Genomic DNA, 15,360 nt, shown 5'->3' with positions numbered 1-15,360 from the left:
ACTCGAACCAGCGACCAATAGATTAACAGTCTACTGCTCTACCAACTGAGCTATCAGGGAACGACAGCAATACTCCTTCAATGGCGGAGGGACTGGGATTCGAACCCAGGGAGCCTCTCGACTCGCCGGTTTTCAAGACCGGTGCTTTCGGCCACTCAGCCATCCCTCCGAAGGAGTGGCGCGTATATTACCCGAATGAATTCCACTGTCAACAGCCTAAGAGGCTGTTTCTTATAAATATTTAGCTTTTCTTTAAATCAGGAGAATTTACCGGCCACACCAGCGCGGATTGAGGCGCACAGCACCTGTTGCCGGCCTCAGGTCTGAGATTGCAGGTAGTTCTGCAGACCCAGCAGCCCGATCAGCCGCAACTGCTGTTCGAGCCAGTAGGCGTGATCCTCTTCGGTATCCGCCAGCAACCGCTCCAGGATCTCCCGGGTCTGGTAGTCCCGTTTCTGCTCACACAGCGCGATAGCATCCTTGAGCAACTGACCGACTTCGTATTCTACCTTGAGGTCGTTTTCCAGCATCTCGGGGACATCCTTGCCGACGCGCAGCCCATCGCGCGTGGACATGTCCGGCCTTCCCTCAAGGAAGAGTATTCGCTCGATCAGTGCGGCCGCATGCCCCTTTTCATCATCGAATTCATGGTCTATGCGCTCGTAAAGCTTGTTAAAGCCCCAATCCTGATACATGCGCGAGTGAATAAAATACTGATCCATCGCCGTCAGCTCACTGGCGAGCAAACGGTTGAGACTCTCAATGACCTTTACGTCACCTTTCATGCGCGGGGCCTCCCTACATCATGGATTGCAGATAATTCTGGATGCCAGTCTGGCTGACAAGCGTTTGCTGGGTTTCGATCCAGTCCAGATGGTCTTCTTCCTGCCCGAGGATATTCTCCAGCAGCTCCCGGCTGACATAGTCGGCCTGTTGTTCGCAGCAGGCGATGGCCTGGCGCAGCAGTTCCAGCTGCTCGGATTCCAGCGCCATGTCACAGTGCAGGATTTCTTCGACGTTTTCTCCGATACGCAGGGAGCCCAGCTTCTGCAAATTCGGCAGCCCCTCAAGGAAAAGCACCCGCTCGATCAGCTTGTCAGCCTGTTTCATATCCAGGATCGATTTGCGGTACAGAACATCGTTCAGTGCCCCGAATCCCCAGTTTTTGCAGATCCTGGCGTGAAGGAAGAACTGATTGATGGATGTCAGCTCCGTCGTCAGGACCTGATTGAGGTAATTGATAACCTTTTTGTCGCCGTTCATGGCAGTCTCCAGCTGTGCCGCATAGTACGGTCCCGTAGCCTAACAGGCCCTCCTTGCGGCCGTCACTATTTCTCGTACAGACCGCGAAAGGCGTCGCTTCTGCGGTATTCACCGGGCGTCATTCCCGTCCATTTCTTGAAGGAACGGAAAAAGGCCGACGGTTCGTCAAACCCCATCAGCGCCGCCACATCGTTGATGGCCAGCTGCGGCGAGTTCATGTAGTTCATGGAGGCTGCCTTGCGACAGTCATCCTTTATCTTCTGGTAGGAGGTGCCTTCCTCAAGCAGGCGGCGACGCAGGGTAGACACCGACATGTTCACCGCCTTTGCGACCTCCTCTGACCCCGGCAGCTCGCGGCTGAAATCCTTGCCGATCATGGCCACCACCTGCGCCTTGAGGCTCTGGTCATCATCCACCATGACTATCAGCTGATAGGGCGCGGTTTTCAGAAAGCCCCGCAGCGTTTCTTCCGTCTGTACCACCGGGTAATCCAGAAAGCGCTGTGGAAAAATAATGGCATTCTCGTGCTGGCTGAACTTCACCTCGGACTGAAACAGGGTGCGGTAGTGATCCGCGCCCTCGGGCTCGTCAAACATGAAATAGGCCGCTTTCAACTCCAGCCGATTGCCTATCAGCCAGCTGATGAAGTGGTGCCACATCGACAGCGAGGTACGTACCTTCTCCGCCGGCTGCTCCTGCAGCAATTCATTGAAGCTTTGCAGATCAACATGATCCACCGGCGCCAGGGACAGCTTTGCATAGCGTCCCTTGCGAATCAGCACCGGCTTGGCCAGGGTACCGCGGCAAATATCCAGAAAGTCGCCACAACGCCAGATGGCGCGCTCCAGTGACCGGCAGTGAATGATGCAATGGCACATCAGACGAAAAGTGCCGTTGGGCACCTTGCCGGAGCTGAGCATGCCGAAGAACTCATCCTGGGCACTCCACATGATGTGCTGGTACAGAGCGCCGTACTTGACGGCCGAAAGCGCCCGATCCTGTTCTACCTCCTCGGCTTCGATGCCCACCTGTTGCAGCAAGCCTGCCACATCCAGCCCCTGGGCGCGCGCCTGCACCAATAGATGGCGTACATAGCCGGCGGGCACGGTGATCTTGCGATCCATAAATGCACCTCTAAAATGCAACTTATTTATTAGTTACAGCCGCATACAGCAGAGACCCGCCGTTGACGGGCAGCAGTCCGCGTTCATTTGTCAGTTAATCTGATGTTTAATGTCATTGTTCAACGATACCAAATTCGTCAAAACTGGGTCCTCTAATCAACAGCTACAACTGAGCCACCCGGTTATAAGTGACCGTTTTTATAGCAAGAACAGATACGGTGGCCTTGATAAGCACTGCTACCAGACAACAATAAGAAGCCAAGGTGAACGAAATGGCAATAAATAATGGGGTTAGTACAGTGGCGAATTTGAAAGCCCCGGCATGCATGCTCCATCCTCTCGTCTGTGCCCTCCTGCTGGCCGGCGCTGCGGCACCGGCCGCGGCGGTCGAATTTCAGCTTGGCGAAATCGAAGGCCGCTTCGACTCCCAGATTTCAGCAGGTGCCAGCTGGCGCCTGAATGATGCCAGACAGAGCCTGATATCCGAACCCAACGGTGGCACCAGCAAGGGGTCCGGCAGCTACGACGACAGCAATCAGAACTTCCAGCAGGGCGAAACATTCTCCAGGATCGTCAAGGGTGTACACGATCTGGAGCTGCGCTACGGTGATATGGGTTTCTTTGCCAGGGGCAAGTACTGGTTCGATGCCGAGCTGGAAAACGGCAACCGAGACCACGGCCACGCCCCTAACGGCTATGAACCTGGCGCCGAGCTGAACGACTCCAATTTCAATGACTTCGCCAAGTTTTCCGGCGTCGAGCTGCTCGATGCCTACTGGTACGGTGAATATGACATCGACGGCATGCCGGTCGACCTGAGGCTCGGCCGCCAGGTCGTCAACTGGGGCGAAAGCAGCTTCATCCAGGGCGGCATCAACGTCATCAACCCCTTCGACGTTAGCGCCTTCCGCCGTGCCGGTGCCGAAGTGAAGGAAGGCCTGCTACCGGTCAACATGGCGTTCGGCTCCATCGGCCTGACCAACAACCTCAGCCTTGAAGGCTTCTATCAGTTCAAGTGGGAAGCGACGGCTATTGATGGCTGCGGCACCTACTTCTCCACCAACGACTTCGGTGCCCACGGCTGTGACGGTATCCGTATCAACAGCGGCGCCCTGAATTTCCTCGATGATGAAGCCTACTTCAATTCCGCCCTGCCCCTGGTGGTGAAACGCAATGCCGATGGCCACCGCGACGCCGACGACGACGGTCAGTTCGGTTTTGCCCTGCGCTACTTTGCCGAAGAACTCAACAGCACTGAATTTGGCCTCTACGCTGCCCAGTACCACAGCCGCCTGCCCATCAGCAGCGGCGTGAAGAAAATCAATCCGGCACTCAGCGGCTTCGGTCTGCCGGCAACCCTGGCGTCCGAATATTTCATTGAGTATCCGGAAGATATTCGCCTGCTGGGTCTGAGCTTCAATACCAGCCTGGGCGATCTGGCCTGGTCCGGCGAAATCAGCCACAAGCGTGATCTGCCTATCCAGATTAACGGCCCCCTGCTGGTCGCCGGCATTCTCACCAACGGTGGCACCGGCAACAATGGCATCGATCAGCACACAGGCGCTTCAATTCCTTTTGGCTCGGAAATCGACGGCTACACATCGTTTGACGTGACCCAGCTGCAAACCACCTTCGTAAAACTCTACGACCGCGTCCTGGGCGCCAGCCGCCTTACCCTGGTGGGCGAGCTGGCCTGGACCCATATACACAACTTTGACGAAAGCGCCGACGCGCTGAAATATGGCCGCAATGGCGCCTTTGGCTACACCGCCGGCGACAACGACGGCTTTGTAACGGCCGACTCCTTTGGCTATGTGGCCCGGGGCTCGCTTGAATACCCCAACGCCTTCGCCGGTATCAGCCTGAAGCCCGAAATCAGCTTCAAGCACGGCGTAAAAGGCTACGGGCCTCAGCCTGGAGCCGCATTCGGTGAGGACCAGAAAGCACTCAGCCTGAGCCTCACCGGCGAATACCTGAACCAGTACTCGGTACAGCTCGCCTACACCAACTTCTTTGGCGGCGACTACAACGAACTGGAAGACCGGGACTTTGTATCGCTCAGTGCCTCGGTGGCGTTCTGAATCCTGACTGCAAGCGGAGCTACAACATGACTATAAAAATGATTCCCCTTTTGGCAGCCACGGCCCTGAGCAGCCTTTTGAGCACCGGCGTTCACGCCGCCGTCTCGGAGCAGCAGCTGGCGCGCCTCGGTACCGAGCTGACCCCGGTCGGCGCCGAGAAAGCCGGTAATGCCGCAGGCACCATCCCGGCCTGGGACGGCGGCCTGCCCGCCTCCAGTGGCGATCGCTACAGCAATCCCTACGCCGGCGAGACACCGCTGTTCACCATCAGCGCAGCCAATGTCGGCACCTATGCCGACCAGCTGTCGCCGGGACAACTGGCGATGTTCAAACGCTATCCCGACAGTTTCAAAATGAACGTGTACCCCAGTCACCGTACAGCGGCTTACCCGGATTCGGTCTATGCCACCATGCGCCAGAATGCAGCCTCGGCGACCCTGACTGACAACGGCTACGGTGTACGCAACCTGCAGGAAGGCAGCGCCTTCCCGGTGCCGGAAAATGGCCTGGAAGTGATCTGGAACCACATGACCCGCTACCGTGGCGGTGCGCTGGAACGCACCTTCGTGCAGGTGCCCGTACAGAGCAATGGCAACTTCACGCCGGTTAAGATCAACGAGAAAATGACCTGGCCGACCTATCTGGAAGGCGGCGCCGACAAAGCCAAGGATGACAACATCTTGTTCTATTTCGTCCAGGAAGTGCAGGCCCCTGCCCGCCTGACCGGCAACATCCTGCTGGTGCATGAAACCCTGGATCAGGTCAGCCAGCCACGCCAGGCCTGGACCTACAACGCCGGCCAGCGCCGCGTTCGCCGCGCCCCTGAAGTGGCCTACGATGCGCCGGGTACCGCCACCGATGGCCAGCGCACCACCGACAACCTCGATCTGTTCAATGGCGCCCCCGACCGTTACGACTGGAAGCTGATCGGCAAACAGGAACTCTATATTCCGTATAACAGTTTCAAGCTGGCCGACCGTTCCCTCAAGTACGAGCAGATCCTGCAGCCGGGCCATATCAACCCCGAACTGACCCGCTATGAGCTGCACCGCGTCTGGAAGGTTGAAGCCACGCTCAAGGCCGGCGAGCGGCATATCTATGCCAAGCGCGTCTTCTATATAGATGAGGACAGCTGGCAGGCAAGCATTGTGGATCATTACGATGGTCGCGGTGAACTCTGGCGCGTTGCTGAAGCACACCAGTTCCAGTACCGCGACGTACAGGTACCCTGGCTGGTAGCCGAGGCCCTCTACGATCTGCAGTCCGGCCGCTACCTGGTCGGAAGCCTGACCAACGAGGAAGGCAGCGGCTTTGACTTCAGCCAGCGCTTTTCCCACAGCGACTTTACCCCCCAGGCAGTACGTCGCATGGGTAAACGCTAGAAATCTCAATTGATACAGCGCTTTGCAGATATCTTCACTTTTGGCGCAAGATCTTTACAATAGCCCCCTGCCGCGACATCCTGCGGAATCCAGGGCATCCCGGCGCCACAAGCGCCGCGATGCTCTTTTATTTTTTCTGCGGTTTGCCCCTGCATTCCCTCTCAAAATCGGCCGCCAACAAGCAGATACTGTCGAGCCGTGCAGTCCGCTGACTTTTCTCAGGACAAAAAAAAGCGGCCACTGGGGCCGCTGAAACTTGGAAACTCTGCTGGAGAACTTCTCGCTTGCATGAGTAAGACACAGGGTTCTGGCGGATGGTTCCCGACAATTGCGAAAAAATTAAACAATTGTTCGGATTATTTAATGACTGCTGTATTTTCAGTGCGCGATCAAGGCTTCCCTGTCACCACAGGCAAGGTACAATTGGCCGCTGAAAATTCTACCCCGCCAGGAAAATCCATGTCCTCGATGCTCGAATACTTTGCCGCCACCGATTCTGACGAATCGCATCGGGCCATACGTAACTCCCTGCCGGGCCAGGAACTGTACCGTGCTTACGACGAATGGGGCCCGGTCTGCGTGCTGGAAGACGGCCCGCGCCGCTACCTGTCCTTTGGCGATGGCGGCGAACAGAGCTGTATCGACATGACAGACCCAGCCCTGCCTGTGTTTGAATACGTGCAGGCCATGTTGCTGGCCCTGCTCTATATGCCGAACCCGGCCCATGTATCGCTGTTTGGCCTGGGCGGGGGCAACCTTAGCAACTGCCTGCAGGCCTACGATACACAGATGCAGCTAACCGTTGTCGAGCTGCGCCAGCAGGTAGTGGATATAGCCCGCAACTGGCTATCCCTGACCGAAACCGCTCGCTTTGAACTGCTGATTGACGATGCCGAAGCCTTCGCCGCCCGTGGCACAACCAAGACCGATATCATCTTCAGTGACCTTTACCTCGATGACGGCATGCAGCTGATTCAACTGGAGCAGGATTTTCAGTCCGACTGCTACAACCTGCTGAACGATCAGGGCATGCTGGTACTGAACCTGTGGGATCAGGGCCAGGCCCGCAACCGCTCGGCGCTGACCCGCATGAAAGACCTGTTCAACGGCCAGTGCCTGCTGTGCCCGGTCAATGGTGGCAATCTCATAGTGCTCGCCTTTAAAGGCGGACTGCCACAGAGCAATCCGCGACGTTTACAGCAACAGGCAAAGCAGCTGGGCAAACTTCTGGGTATTCCACTGCAGCGCCTGCTCAACCAGCTCAAGCCAATCTGACCGGCAGCGCCAACCTGGCCCCGGCACATGCCGCAGACAGACCGTGTCGCGGTAGTATTGCCTGCGCAGGGCTGGGATAATGGTGGCATTCGGTACCCCATCGACACGATTTCAGAGGACACAGCATGCCACTGCTCGACAGCTTTACCGTAGACCATACCCGCATGGCGGCGCCGGCAGTGCGTGTCGCCAAGACCATGACCACGCCTGGCGGCGATACCATTACCGTATTCGATCTGCGCTTTTGCGTGCCCAACGAGGAAATCCTCAGCGAACGCGGTATTCACACCCTGGAGCACCTGTTCGCAGGCTTTATGCGTGATCACCTCAATGGTCAGGGCGTCGAGATCATCGATATCTCCCCCATGGGCTGCCGCACCGGCTTCTACATGAGCCTGATCGGCCAGCCCGATGAAGCCCGTGTCGGCGCCGCCTGGCTTGCGGCCATGGACGACGTGCTAGCCGTACAGGATCAGAGCAAGATTCCCGAGCTGAATGTGTACCAGTGCGGTACCTACGCGATGCACTCGCTGGATGAGGCCAAGCAGATCGCTGAAAACATTCGCAGCCGCGGCGTGGGTGTCAACAGCAATCAGCAGCTCAAGCTGGACGAAGAGTTTCTGGCCAAGCACTCCTGAGCCAGCCTCCCCTGCCTGCATAAAACGCGGCCCTGGCGTCGCGTTTTATGCAGCGCAAGCGCACTCCCGCCTCATCAAACAAAGGACAGTCCCATGGTCGCAACCGGCCGTTACAACACCCTCAGCGTAATCAAGCAGAAAGAATTCGGTGTCTATCTTGATGGCGAGAACCTCGGCGAGATTCTGCTGCCGGCACGCTATGTGCCCGACAACTGCAAGCTCGGCGATAAGCTGGAAGTTTTCGTCTACCTGGACTCAGAAGATTTCCTGATCGCCACGACCGACAAGCCGCTGGCACAGGTGGGGGACTTTGTACTGCTGCGTTGCGCCGATGTGACACCGGTGGGTGCCTTCCTCGACTGGGGGCTGCCCAAGCAGCTGCTGGTACCCTTCTCCGAGCAGCCTGTGCGGATGCAGAAGGACAAGAGCTATCTGGTATACATCTACCTGGATAACATCACCAACCGTATTGTCGCCACCACCAAGCTGGACCGTTTTCTGGACAAGACTCCGGCCGAGTACAAGGAGGGCGAAACAGTCGAACTGACCATCGCCAACCGCACGGACCTGGGCATCAAGGCTGTGGTCAACGGCACCCACTGGGGTCTGATTCACCAGTCTGACCTGTTCCGCCGGCTGCATTTCGGGCAGAGCCTGCAGGGTTACATCAAGCAGATTCGCCCCGACGGCAAGCTCGACCTATGCCTCGACAAACCGGGCTACGGCAAGGTCAGCGGTCTGGCCGGGCAAGTGCTGGAGCGCCTCAAGGCCGAAGGCGGCTATATGGCCGTGAACGACAAGACCGATCCGCAGGTCATAACCCGGCTTTTCGGCAGCAGCAAGAAAGCCTTCAAGATGGCCATCGGCACGCTCTACAAGCAGCGTCTGATCGACATCAGCCCGGACGGCATCCGCCTGATCGACGCCAACTGATCGCCCCCGTCTCCCCGCCTTGCAATGCCTCTGACCTGAGCTAAAAGCAGATCAGAGGCATTCTGTCCCGACACCGCAGGGCCCCGTACGTTTTTACTCGTCTATTTTGGTCGCCATCACGCTCAGATCGAATGGCGTGATCTGGTAGACGTAATAGTTCAACCAGTTGGCAAACACCAGATTGCCGTGGCTACGCCACCGGTTCTGTGGCGCTTGCTCGGCATCGTCGTCGGGAAAGTAATTCTGCGGCGGGGCCGGATCCAGGCCCGCCAGCAGATCACGCTGATACTCCTGGGCCAGCGTCAGGGCGTCATATTCCGGATGGCCGGTCAGATAAACCTGACGCCGGTCGGGGCTGGCCATCAGGTAGCTGCCGGCCGTCTCGGAGCTGGCCAGAATTCGCAGATCGGTGTGTTCGCTAATGAAGTCCTCCGGGAAGTCGGCATTGCGCGAATGCGGCGCGAGGAAGGAATCATCAAAGCCGCGCACCAGCGGGTCACTGGGTAGCAGTGTGCGGTGTTCATATACGCCGGAGAGTTTCTGCTCGCGCGTGCGCTTTGGCAGATCGTAGAGTACTTTCAGACCCGCCTGCGCAGCCCAGCACAGAAACAGCGTCGAGCTGACATGCTGACGCGACCAGTGAATGATTTCCTCCACCTGATCCCAGTAGAGCACGTCCTCGAATGACACCAGCCCCAAAGGTGCGCCGGTAATGATCAGGCCATCATAGTTGTTCGCGCGCACTTCATCGAAATTGCGATAAAAGCTGTCCAGATGCTCGGCGGGCGTATGCCGGCTTTCGCGGCTATCCACCCGCAGGAATTCGATGCCCACCTGCAGCGGTGTATTGGACAACAGCCGCACCAGCTGATTTTCGGTCTCGATCTTCTTTGGCATCAGATTGAGAATCAGCACCTTGAGCGGGCGCACATCCTGATGCATCGCACGGCTTTCGCTCATTACGAAGATATTCTCGCTTCGCAACAAATCGGCGGCTGGCAACTGGTCAGGAATCTTGATGGGCATCTCTCGGGGTCTCCTCGAATCACGTCTATAACAGGTACCGAGACAGAATAACGAGATGCCTTGCGCTAAACAATGGTTACGAGGATGCCTTAGAGGGCAGACAGGAACGCCTCCAGAAGCCTGGCTGCCATGCTGCCATGATGGCAGCCCACACGGTTGCCTGATGCGCGTTGAAAACCTCAGCGGAACGCCTGGGTGGCGCGCCGTCAAGCCCGTTCTTTTCCACGGAATCTGTGGATAACTCTATGGAAAAGATATACACAACCTACAATACACAGGTCTAAGCCCAGTTGTGACGGGGCCTGTGCCTGGCTGGTGAATCTTCGTCCAGCCCAGCTGCACAGGAAAAAATATAATGTTTGACATACGCGGCAAGACCCCAGACTGCGTGGGTTTCGCGACCATCAGCAGCCAGAAAAGGGATTGGAAATAGCGGTGCTGTCAATATTGACAGCACGCAGATGCAGCAAAAAACTCAAATAATTAAAACCAGCCAGCGCTAACTTATACACAGAAGCAGCGTCGACAGACTGCCAAAGGTGAAAAAGCCCGCAGGCGCGGGCTTCATTCAGTACAAACCTGAACATATTTAAGCAGGCACTCAGCCCTGTGGTAACACAGCGCCATCGGCCACGGGAAAGAGGCGGTCATACGTCAGGTTATAGAGGTAGGCGAAGACCAGATAGAAGATCACCATCCCGACATCCATGGCCAGCGCCTGCCACAGGCTGACCTGCAACCACCAGGCAATCACCGGCAGGGTCACCAGCAGCAGGCCACCCTCAAACAACAGCGCATGGACGATTCTATCCCGCTGACGCTTGATGCTGGTGCCCCGGCGACGACGCAGCCACTGGTCAAACAGGCGGTTGTAGTAGTAGTTCCACACCATGGCCAGCAACGAGAACAGCACCGCCAGCGCACCGAAATGCTGCATGTCCAAATCCAGCAGCCAGCTGCCAAGGCCTGTCAGCAGCAGCAACCCCATCAGCTCAAATCCCACCGAATGACGAATCCGGTCTGCCCTGTTTCTCATCTCGCCCCGCTCCGTATCTGTGATCTGTCTTACTGGCACAATACTATCGGCATAAGGTGAGATAAATAAGTCAGTTACTATCTATAAAAACGATAGATATAACTCAGATCAGACGCCGGTCCTCCCATAACAAAAACCCCGCGACGCAGAGCGCCCGGGGCTTCGTAGATTGACTGACGGTAGAGGGTCAATCAGGCACTGGCCGCCAACCACTGCTCCAGCTCGTCTGCCGTACCCACATGCTGGCCATCGATGTAGACCTGAGGCGTTGTACCGCGTCCGGAAATAGCCGTCAGGCTGGAGTAACTGACGCCACCCTGCCCCAGTACGATCTCTTCATAGCGCATCTCACGCTCACTCAGCGCCTTCTTGGCACGGGTGCAGTGGGGGCAGCCGGGCTTGGTGATAATAGTGACGCGTTTGGGCTGCTGGGCCTGCGGGTTAATGTAGTTCAGCATGGTGTCGGCATCGGACACTTCAAACGGGTCACCTGGCAGATCGGGTTCGATAAACATCTTGTCGATCACGCCATCTTTCACCAGCATGGAATAGCGCCAGCTGCGCTTGCCAAAGCCGAGGTCCGCCTTGTCCACCAGCATACCCATGCCATCGCTGAACTCGCCATTGCCATCGGGCAATACCTGAATGTGCTCCAGTTTCTGATCTTCCGCCCAGGCATTCATGACAAAAGCATCATTAACCGACAGACAGATAATGCTGTCGATGCCATTGGCCTGGAACACCGGCGCCAGCTCATTGTAGCGTGGCAGGTGAGTGGTGGAGCAGGTCGGTGTAAAAGCCCCTGGCAGGGCAAACAGGATGACATTCTTGCCGGCAAAGACCTCTTCACTGGTCAGATCCTGCCAGTCATTGCCCACGCGGGTGCGAAAGGTCACCTGGGGTACGCGCTGTCCTTCTTTGTGCTGCATCGGTATCACTCCTATTACTGAACTCTTGATGGCTGCAGACTGAACTGCTTAACGAATGAGGACAGCGTACCCAAGGCCTGCCTTGCAATGAAATTAACTAACACAATACCTTCGATAAATTTTGTATATAGCCATTCTCTGCTCATCCTGGCCTGCACCCCCGCGGCCGGGAATACGCCGGTAGCAGGTGAGCATGCCGGCTGAATAGTGTTTCTATTTATATTCAAAGAGTGCGATAAAGGTTCCTCGTTTTTATGAGGCCATCGCGCCCCCTGCACAGGTTACCGAACACCTTGGATACCATTACCCTGACACTGCTACTGGATATCGCTCCCTTTGAATGGTCCGGCATTCTTGCCAGCGTGCTGGCAGGCAGCATTGTCGGCACCGAACGCCAGTTGCTGGGCAAGCCCTGCGGCATAAGAACCAGCTCCCTGATTGTGCTGGGCACTTATCTGTTTATCGCCCTCGCCGGGGCGCATTTTGATGGCGGCGATGGCTCCCGGGTGCTGGGGCAGATAGTTACGGGGATCGGCTTTCTGGGGGCCGGCGTGATTCTGGCCAAGGACGGCATAGTTCTGGGTGTCACCTCCGCGGCGGCCATCTGGTCACTGGCCGCCATTGGCGCCATCATTGGCGAGGGCCATCACCTGACGGGCGTCAAGCTGGCTGTGCTGGTCGTGCTCGTTCTGGTGGGTGTGGATCTGCTGGAACACAGCTTCTCCGCCATGCGCCGCGGCGTACATGCCCAGTTCGGGCGCCTGAGACGCAAATAACAGATGCTGACGGGCCTGCCCAAAGCGGCGCAGCCCCCGCCGGTGCCCGCAAGAGGTGGTTTTCAGGCGTGTTTCAGTTGCCTGGCGTAGGCTCGCTTTAATAACAGAAGCCTGTTTCCCTTCCTTGCCACTTGCCGTTAGATCCGGAGACCCCATGGACTACAGCCTTTCGATTCTGGTCGCCGCACTGGCACTGATTTCCCTGGGACTGTCCCGCCCTGCCCGTTCGGTCAATGCATTTTTTCGCGGCCAGTCCGAGAACGCCGAAGCGCCCGGGCTCATCACCCTGACCTTCTCTCAGGTTACGACCTGGATTTTTGCCCGCTCCCTGATGAATGCAGCCATCCTCGGTTTTTTTTACGGTATCTGGGGCACTCTCGCCTACGCCGCCTATTACCTTTCGTTCTGGATCGGCGGGCGCATCATCGACAAGCTGCGCTTCGAGCAGGGCTTTGGCAGCGTGCAGGCTTTCCTGCAGAACCGCTTCGGCAGCTGGGGCACCCACTGTTACAACCTGGTGATCGGCATCCGGCTGATCAGTGAAGTTTTTGCCAACCTGCTGGTGATCGGCATTCTGTTCGGCAGCACCGGCAGCAACGCCTATACCCTGGCCATAGTCGCGTTCTCCGGCATTACGCTGGCGTATTCGCTGCTCGGCGGTCTGCATGCGTCCCTGCGTACTGATCTGTTCCAGATGCTGCTGTTCCTGCTGGTACTGGTGGTTCTGGTGCTCGTGGCTTTCGGCGCCCCCGGCGTGAGTCTCGATATGCTGCTGTTCAAACCGTTCGAGATAGACCAGCCCGGCCCCATCCTGCTGCTGGTGGCACTGCTGCAGGTATGGAGCTATCCCATGCATGATCCTGTGATGATGGACCGTGGATTTCTGGCCGACCGTGAAACCACCCGCCGCAGCTTTTTCCACGCCGGCTGGATCAGCATTGTCTGCATAACCGCCTTTGGCAGCCTTGGCGTACTCGCCGGGGCTCAGGCATCCGCCGGCGAAGCCATGAACACAGTGCTGGCCCGGATATTGGGCGAAGTGCCGTTGCTCCTGTTCAACGCAGCGCTGGTAATTTCCGCCATGTCTACCCTGGACAGCACCCTGTCGAGCTCCGCCAAGCTGGTGGCGCTGGATATGAAAGCGGTGCCGACCACAGTACAGAACGGTCGTCTGGTGATGGTTGTCTTTATGCTGTTGGGGCTTGGCTGTGTCTTCCTCGGCAACAAGGACCTGTTCAGTGCAGTGGCTGTCAGCGGCACCGCCTCCATGTATCTTGCGCCCGTGGTACTGATTTCCCTCTGGGGTGGACGCACCGATGTACCCCTGTGGAGCTATCTGGCCAGTTTCGTGCTTGCGATCGGCGGTGCCGTGCTCTATTTCAGCGAATCATCCGGTTACAGCGCCCTGTTGGGAGATGCCCATAAATACACCAAGCTGCTGTGGATCTCGGCCACCCTGCTGAGCAGCGGCCTGCTGCTGTTCTGGCTCGGCTGCCTCAGTGTCGGCACCCCGAAATTCAGGCAGGCAGAACACGCCGGATGAACGCACAGACAGACGTGCGGGATCTCGGTGCCCTGACCGGGCCTGTGATGATTTTTGGTGGCCCCTACAGCAACCTGCAGGCCACCCGGGCATTGCTGGACGCCGCCAACAGGCTGGGCTTGCCTGCCAATCAGCTTGTCTGCACCGGCGATGCCGTGGCCTATTGCGCCGATACCGAGGCCACCGTTCGGCTGCTGCGCGATGCAGGCATGCATTGGATTCAGGGCAACTGCGAGCAATCACTGGGCAATCGTATCGATGATTGTGGCTGTGGCTTTGAGGAGGGCAGCAGCTGCGCGACTCTATCCGACAGCTGGTATAGCTACGCCAACAGGACCATCAGCGAGGACAGCCGGGCCTGGCTGCGCACATTGCCTGCGCAGCTGCGCTTTACCCTTAACGGACGACGTATCCAGGTGGTGCATGGTGCTGCGGATCAGATAAACCGCTTCGTGTTTGAATCCACACCGCAGGACGAAAAACAGCGTCAGCTGGACCTCGTTCAGGCCGATGTGGTGGTCGGTGGCCACTGTGGACTGCCTTTCGGCCAGGCTTGGCACTCGGGGGCCTGGCTCAACGCGGGCGTGATTGGGATGCCGGCAAATGATGGCACCAAGGACGGCTGGTACATGCTGCTGATACCGGAGGCAGAACGTCTCAAGGTCAGCTGGCACCGGCTCAACTACGCAGCGACCGAGGCGGCAGACGCCATGCGTTTTGCCGGTCTGCCCACAGGGTATAGCGATGCGCTGCTCAGCGGACTCTGGCCCAGCATTGATATACTGCCCACGGCGGAACGGAGGCGACGGGGCCAGCCCTTGCAGTTGGCTGCGCTGCTGATTTAAAACAGTAGCTTTGGCGCCCTTAACTCAGTGACGACGGCCGTCGCCCGACCGGATAAACTGCCGGCTGCCATCGTGCCGGGTACTGCCGGAACGGGTATAACGGTAGTCTCCCCCGCCGCTGCGGCGATATGATCGATCGTCATCAAAGCGATGACGCCCGTCACCGTGCCTGCTGTAGCCGGGCCTAGAATAGCCCTGCCGGTAGCTGGGCGAGCGGTCATAATGGCGTGGGCGGTAATGGTGCCTCGGGGCTGAATAATACCGGGGCGGCGCATAATAGCGCGGACGACCCGATATATAGCCATAGGGCGCATAGCTGTAGGGCCCGCCGAGGTACAGACTAAAGCCGTTACCGTGAATGGCGGCGCCACCAAAGAAGATGCCGACATCCACATCCGCCCGGGACGGACTGGCGATCAGACTCAATGCCAGCACCCCTGCACTTAATAATCTGATCTTCATGACACAACTCCCGTATTCGCAGTTACCTCTAAGACCCCTGCCAGCGA

Annotated in this window: 15 protein-coding genes and 1 tRNA gene; 8 read left to right on the top strand and 8 right to left on the bottom strand. The window is 57.7% G+C overall.

Annotated features, from left to right (window positions below; genetic code table 11):
- Positions 1 to 81: 81 nt before the first annotated feature.
- From MRS74_RS21380 to MRS74_RS21365, 4 genes are all read right to left on the bottom strand, one after another.
- Positions 82 to 169: transfer RNA gene (locus tag MRS74_RS21380), tRNA-Ser, on the bottom strand.
- A 148-nt stretch (positions 170 to 317) separates the two neighbouring features.
- The gene (bfr, locus tag MRS74_RS21375; RefSeq protein WP_254582317.1) at positions 318 to 785 is read right to left on the bottom strand and encodes a bacterioferritin; all 468 of its coding nucleotides are present in this window, start codon (positions 783 to 785) and stop codon (positions 318 to 320) included.
- Positions 786 to 798: 13 nt separating this feature from the next.
- Complete coding sequence (bfr, locus tag MRS74_RS21370) at positions 799 to 1,263, bottom strand: bacterioferritin (RefSeq protein ID WP_254582316.1); 465 nt, start codon at positions 1,261 to 1,263, stop codon at positions 799 to 801.
- A 65-nt stretch (positions 1,264 to 1,328) separates the two neighbouring features.
- Positions 1,329 to 2,387, bottom strand: coding sequence for an AraC family transcriptional regulator (locus tag MRS74_RS21365; protein WP_254582315.1), 1,059 nt, complete (start codon positions 2,385 to 2,387; stop codon positions 1,329 to 1,331).
- A gap of 272 nt (positions 2,388 to 2,659) precedes the next feature.
- Between MRS74_RS21365 and MRS74_RS21360 the strand changes: the two genes are divergently transcribed.
- The 5 genes from MRS74_RS21360 to MRS74_RS21340 all read left to right on the top strand — a co-directional run bounded on the left by MRS74_RS21360 (position 2,660) and on the right by MRS74_RS21340 (position 8,696).
- Entirely contained in the window at positions 2,660 to 4,468 is a 1,809-nt protein-coding gene (locus MRS74_RS21360) for a DUF1302 domain-containing protein (RefSeq protein ID WP_254582314.1), read from the top strand.
- Between the two features lie 26 nt (positions 4,469 to 4,494).
- Positions 4,495 to 5,850: a DUF1329 domain-containing protein gene (locus tag MRS74_RS21355; RefSeq protein ID WP_254582313.1), complete on the top strand. Its 1,356-nt coding sequence runs from the start codon at positions 4,495 to 4,497 to the stop codon at positions 5,848 to 5,850.
- 459 nt (positions 5,851 to 6,309) lie between these two features.
- Positions 6,310 to 7,125: a spermine/spermidine synthase domain-containing protein gene (locus MRS74_RS21350; RefSeq protein WP_254582312.1), complete on the top strand. Its 816-nt coding sequence runs from the start codon at positions 6,310 to 6,312 to the stop codon at positions 7,123 to 7,125.
- Between the two features lie 125 nt (positions 7,126 to 7,250).
- Positions 7,251 to 7,763, top strand: a complete 513-nt coding sequence (gene luxS, locus MRS74_RS21345) for an S-ribosylhomocysteine lyase (protein ID WP_254582311.1) — start codon at positions 7,251 to 7,253, stop codon at positions 7,761 to 7,763.
- A 93-nt stretch (positions 7,764 to 7,856) separates the two neighbouring features.
- A complete protein-coding gene (locus MRS74_RS21340; RefSeq protein WP_254582310.1) occupies positions 7,857 to 8,696 on the top strand; it encodes a CvfB family protein in 840 nt (279 codons plus the stop codon).
- A gap of 93 nt (positions 8,697 to 8,789) precedes the next feature.
- On the opposite strand, the gene metA is transcribed toward MRS74_RS21340, so the two are convergent.
- From metA to MRS74_RS21325, 3 genes are all read right to left on the bottom strand, one after another.
- Positions 8,790 to 9,722, bottom strand: coding sequence for a homoserine O-acetyltransferase MetA (metA, locus tag MRS74_RS21335; protein ID WP_254582309.1), 933 nt, complete (start codon positions 9,720 to 9,722; stop codon positions 8,790 to 8,792).
- Between the two features lie 601 nt (positions 9,723 to 10,323).
- The gene (locus tag MRS74_RS21330; RefSeq protein WP_254582308.1) at positions 10,324 to 10,758 is read right to left on the bottom strand and encodes a PACE efflux transporter; all 435 of its coding nucleotides are present in this window, start codon (positions 10,756 to 10,758) and stop codon (positions 10,324 to 10,326) included.
- A gap of 191 nt (positions 10,759 to 10,949) precedes the next feature.
- Positions 10,950 to 11,687 (bottom strand): glutathione peroxidase, encoded by a 738-nt coding sequence (locus MRS74_RS21325; RefSeq protein ID WP_254582307.1) that lies wholly within the window; start codon positions 11,685 to 11,687, stop codon positions 10,950 to 10,952.
- Positions 11,688 to 11,980: 293 nt separating this feature from the next.
- Between MRS74_RS21325 and MRS74_RS21320 the strand changes: the two genes are divergently transcribed.
- From MRS74_RS21320 to MRS74_RS21310, 3 genes are all read left to right on the top strand, one after another.
- Complete coding sequence (locus MRS74_RS21320; RefSeq protein ID WP_254582306.1) at positions 11,981 to 12,463, top strand: MgtC/SapB family protein; 483 nt, start codon at positions 11,981 to 11,983, stop codon at positions 12,461 to 12,463.
- Between the two features lie 154 nt (positions 12,464 to 12,617).
- On the top strand, positions 12,618 to 14,006 hold the full coding sequence (locus tag MRS74_RS21315) for a sodium:solute symporter family transporter (protein WP_254582305.1): 1,389 nt from the start codon (positions 12,618 to 12,620) through the stop codon (positions 14,004 to 14,006).
- On the top strand, positions 14,003 to 14,851 hold the full coding sequence (locus MRS74_RS21310) for a metallophosphoesterase family protein (protein WP_254582304.1): 849 nt from the start codon (positions 14,003 to 14,005) through the stop codon (positions 14,849 to 14,851). The genes MRS74_RS21315 and MRS74_RS21310 overlap by 4 nt, the downstream gene beginning before the upstream one ends.
- 24 nt (positions 14,852 to 14,875) lie before the next feature.
- Here the strand turns inward: MRS74_RS21310 and MRS74_RS21305 are convergent, their stop codons facing one another.
- Entirely contained in the window at positions 14,876 to 15,313 is a 438-nt protein-coding gene (locus MRS74_RS21305) for a hypothetical protein (protein WP_254582303.1), read from the bottom strand.
- Positions 15,314 to 15,360 lie beyond the last annotated feature (47 nt).

Source organism: Marinobacterium sedimentorum (genome assembly GCF_024267675.1).
Taxonomy (GTDB): Bacteria; Pseudomonadota; Gammaproteobacteria; order Pseudomonadales; family Balneatricaceae; genus Marinobacterium_A; species Marinobacterium_A sedimentorum.
The sequence above is the reverse complement of the archived record's forward strand: the minus strand, read 5'-3'. Positions and strand labels throughout refer to the sequence as shown.

Excerpts from the sequence above, each read along its gene's own strand:
- bfr (WP_254582317.1), bottom strand. The coding sequence starts at position 785 with ATGAAAGGTGACGTAAAGGTCATTGAGAGTCTCAACCGTTTGCTCGCC.
- bfr (WP_254582316.1), bottom strand. The coding sequence starts at position 1,263 with ATGAACGGCGACAAAAAGGTTATCAATTACCTCAATCAGGTCCTGACG.
- MRS74_RS21365 (WP_254582315.1), bottom strand. The coding sequence starts at position 2,387 with ATGGATCGCAAGATCACCGTGCCCGCCGGCTATGTACGCCATCTATTG.
- MRS74_RS21360 (WP_254582314.1), top strand. The coding sequence starts at position 2,660 with ATGGCAATAAATAATGGGGTTAGTACAGTGGCGAATTTGAAAGCCCCG.
- MRS74_RS21355 (WP_254582313.1), top strand. The coding sequence starts at position 4,495 with ATGACTATAAAAATGATTCCCCTTTTGGCAGCCACGGCCCTGAGCAGC.
- MRS74_RS21350 (WP_254582312.1), top strand. The coding sequence starts at position 6,310 with ATGTCCTCGATGCTCGAATACTTTGCCGCCACCGATTCTGACGAATCG.
- luxS (WP_254582311.1), top strand. The coding sequence starts at position 7,251 with ATGCCACTGCTCGACAGCTTTACCGTAGACCATACCCGCATGGCGGCG.
- MRS74_RS21340 (WP_254582310.1), top strand. The coding sequence starts at position 7,857 with ATGGTCGCAACCGGCCGTTACAACACCCTCAGCGTAATCAAGCAGAAA.
- metA (WP_254582309.1), bottom strand. The coding sequence starts at position 9,722 with ATGCCCATCAAGATTCCTGACCAGTTGCCAGCCGCCGATTTGTTGCGA.
- MRS74_RS21330 (WP_254582308.1), bottom strand. The coding sequence starts at position 10,758 with ATGAGAAACAGGGCAGACCGGATTCGTCATTCGGTGGGATTTGAGCTG.
- MRS74_RS21325 (WP_254582307.1), bottom strand. The coding sequence starts at position 11,687 with ATGCAGCACAAAGAAGGACAGCGCGTACCCCAGGTGACCTTTCGCACC.
- MRS74_RS21315 (WP_254582305.1), top strand. The coding sequence starts at position 12,618 with ATGGACTACAGCCTTTCGATTCTGGTCGCCGCACTGGCACTGATTTCC.
- MRS74_RS21310 (WP_254582304.1), top strand. The coding sequence starts at position 14,003 with ATGAACGCACAGACAGACGTGCGGGATCTCGGTGCCCTGACCGGGCCT.
- MRS74_RS21305 (WP_254582303.1), bottom strand. The coding sequence starts at position 15,313 with ATGAAGATCAGATTATTAAGTGCAGGGGTGCTGGCATTGAGTCTGATC.